The organism is Accumulibacter sp. (genome assembly GCF_032229525.1).
Taxonomy (GTDB): Bacteria; Pseudomonadota; Gammaproteobacteria; order Burkholderiales; family Rhodocyclaceae; genus Accumulibacter.
This window is the reverse complement of the sequence record NZ_JAVTWB010000110.1, coordinates 1-2,369: the sequence shown is the minus strand read 5'-3', so window position 1 is coordinate 2,369 and position 2,369 is coordinate 1. Positions and strand designations below refer to the sequence as shown.

General features: G+C 61.5%; 3 protein-coding genes. 2 read left to right on the top strand and 1 reads right to left on the bottom strand.

All coding sequences use genetic code 11. From position 1 onward, the window contains the following. Nucleotides 1-84: 84 nt before the first annotated feature. The gene (locus RUW20_RS07155) at nucleotides 85-798 is read left to right on the top strand and encodes a DsbC family protein (protein WP_313951520.1); all 714 of its coding nucleotides are present in this window, start codon (nucleotides 85-87) and stop codon (nucleotides 796-798) included. A 63-nt stretch (nucleotides 799-861) separates the two neighbouring features. Then, complete coding sequence (locus tag RUW20_RS07150; RefSeq protein WP_313951518.1) at nucleotides 862-1,314, top strand: glycine zipper 2TM domain-containing protein; 453 nt, start codon at nucleotides 862-864, stop codon at nucleotides 1,312-1,314. A gap of 80 nt (nucleotides 1,315-1,394) precedes the next feature. Here RUW20_RS07150 and RUW20_RS07145 read toward each other — a convergent pair whose 3' ends face one another. Continuing rightward, nucleotides 1,395-2,129 carry a serine protease gene (locus tag RUW20_RS07145; protein WP_313951516.1) on the bottom strand — a complete coding sequence of 245 codons (735 nt, stop codon included), beginning with the start codon at nucleotides 2,127-2,129 and terminating at the stop codon, nucleotides 1,395-1,397. Nucleotides 2,130-2,369 lie beyond the last annotated feature (240 nt).

Sequence of the window (2,369 nt, the reverse complement as noted above, 5' to 3'; positions counted from 1 at the left end):
TTTTGCCAGTCCTAAAGAATTCGCTTGTGCGCTACGCCATCGGCGCCTTCTGACATACCAACACTTCAAATCCGGAGAAAACAGATGTACCAAAAACTCGTGCCACTCGCCCTTGCCGCCGTTCTCAGTCTTCCCACCCTGGCGGACGAGGCGAGCGTGAAAAAGGCGGTTGAAGGCAAGCTCGGCAGTACGGTCACCAGCGTTACCAAGACCCCCTATCTCGGGCTCTATGAAGTCTACGCCGATGGCCAGATCCTCTACACCGACGAGCAGGTTTCGGCGCTGCTCCTCGGGACGCTGATCGATGGCAAAACGATGAAGAACGTGACCAACGAGCGGATGCAGAAGCTTACCGCGATAAAGTTCTCCGATTTGCCACTCAGCATGGCGGTCAAGCTGGTACGCGGCAATGGCAAACGTGTTTTCGCGACCTTTGAAGACCCGAACTGCGGCTACTGCAAGAAGCTGGCGCAGGAACTGGCCAAACTGGACAACGTGACCATCTACACCTTCCTCTATCCGATTCTCTCGCCGGATTCGCTGGAAAAGTCCAATCGGATCTGGTGCTCAGCGGACAGGGCCAAGGCCTGGAACGAATGGATGATCGATGGCAAGGCACCCGGCGGCAAGGGCGATTGCGATACCACAGCGGTCAAGAAGAGCCTCGAGACCGGCCGCAAGCTGGCAATCAACGGTACGCCGACGATCTTCTTTGGCGATGGCGAGCGTATTCCGGGCGCCATTCCGCTGGCGCGGATCGAGCAGAAACTCGCTGAGGTGCCGGCGCCGGTCAAGTAGCGATAAGGGGCGGATCTCCCTCGCCCCTTGGTAACAACACCAGGACACAAGGAGGCGCCGCCAATGCTGAGCATCTTTAAACGTGGGATGTCCTTTATTTCCGTACTGGCGATGCTGCTGGCGCTGAGCGCGTGTGTCACGTCGGGTACTCAGCCCGGTGCGCTGGAAATCCGTCGCGGCAAGATCGAACAGATCACGCCGCTACAACTGGAGAGCAACCAGCAAGTCGGCGTCGGGGCTGTCGTCGGTGGCTTGGTCGGGCTCGGTGTCGGCAGTCTGATCGGCGGCGGCACCGGGCGCGATGTGGCGATGGTGGTCGGTGCCATAGGAGGGGCTGTGGCGGGCCACGAAGTACAGAAGCGCAACAGTCAGCCAGAACCCGGGCAGCAGGTCGTCGTACGTCTGAGCAATGGTGTGCTGGTTACGGTGACTCAGCCGGAGAACCGAAACCTCCGTCACGGACAGGCGGTTTACATCGAGGGCTCAGGGCAAGAGGCCCGCGTCGTCCCGCAGTAAGGTCGGTTGTCCCGGCGGTCAGGTGCCCAGCAGCCCCGTCATCAATTGGCGGTCGGCGAAGTCGTCAGCCGGTGCCCTGCTCAGGCCTCGGTCAGGGTCAGCAGGATGTCCGCGTACCAGGCACAGTTGAGGCCGAGAGCTTCGTCCTGATTCGGGTCGCGCGCGCCGACATCGAGTCGTGCCGAGTGCACGCCAAGCAGTATCCACGGCAGATCGTGATGGCCAGCGTCCGCTGCGGGAGCGCGCATCACCACTGGCGCACCGCTGGTTCCCCGGTGAGTCCGGGCATCCGTGAGGAAATAGCCTTCCCCCTCAAAACGCAGCCCGAAGGAAGAGGCGACGATCGCCTGGCGCACCACCGGCATGTGGTGCAGGTTGTCATGGAACCCGAGCGGGAAGCCCACCACCAGCAGCGAGCTGCCCACCTCCACCTGATCGGCAGGGCCGGCAAGATGTGCGGGGTTGAAGGCCCGGTAGACCAGACTTCCCGGTAGCGCTGCGCGGTTGATCTCGATGACCGCAACGTCAATGTCGCCCGCCGTATCGAGACCCTGGCGCCAGCTCCGCTGACCGTCCCCCTCGTACAGGGGCATCGAAAATGCGATCGCCTCGGCGATGTTGTCCGGGTTGATATGCAGTTCGATCTCGATGCGGTCCGGGAAGTGCTGACTGGGTTTGTCGAACAGCACGTGTCGACTGGTAACCAGGAACAGCCGAAGGCCGCGCTCGAAGAAAAATCCGCTGGCGTTGGTCAGCGGCTGCTGACCATAGAAGGTGGAGATGCGCGTTGCGGCAAGCAGGATGGATTCGATCATTCGCGTGTTGTCGTAGTCGAGGGGTGTGCAGGCGGTGGGCCGCCGGCGCGGCACATCGTCGTGTCGGTGCCCGTTGTTCTGCACAAAGTAGACTCGCTCTCCGCAGGCCCCTACGGAAACCTCGGGACAGCACTCCCTTTCTGACAAATGAAAAAGGCCCTTCCAACGAAGGGCCCAGTTCGATGTCTGAGTGGCACGCCCGAGACGATTCGAACGTCCGACCCCTGCCTTCGGAGGGCA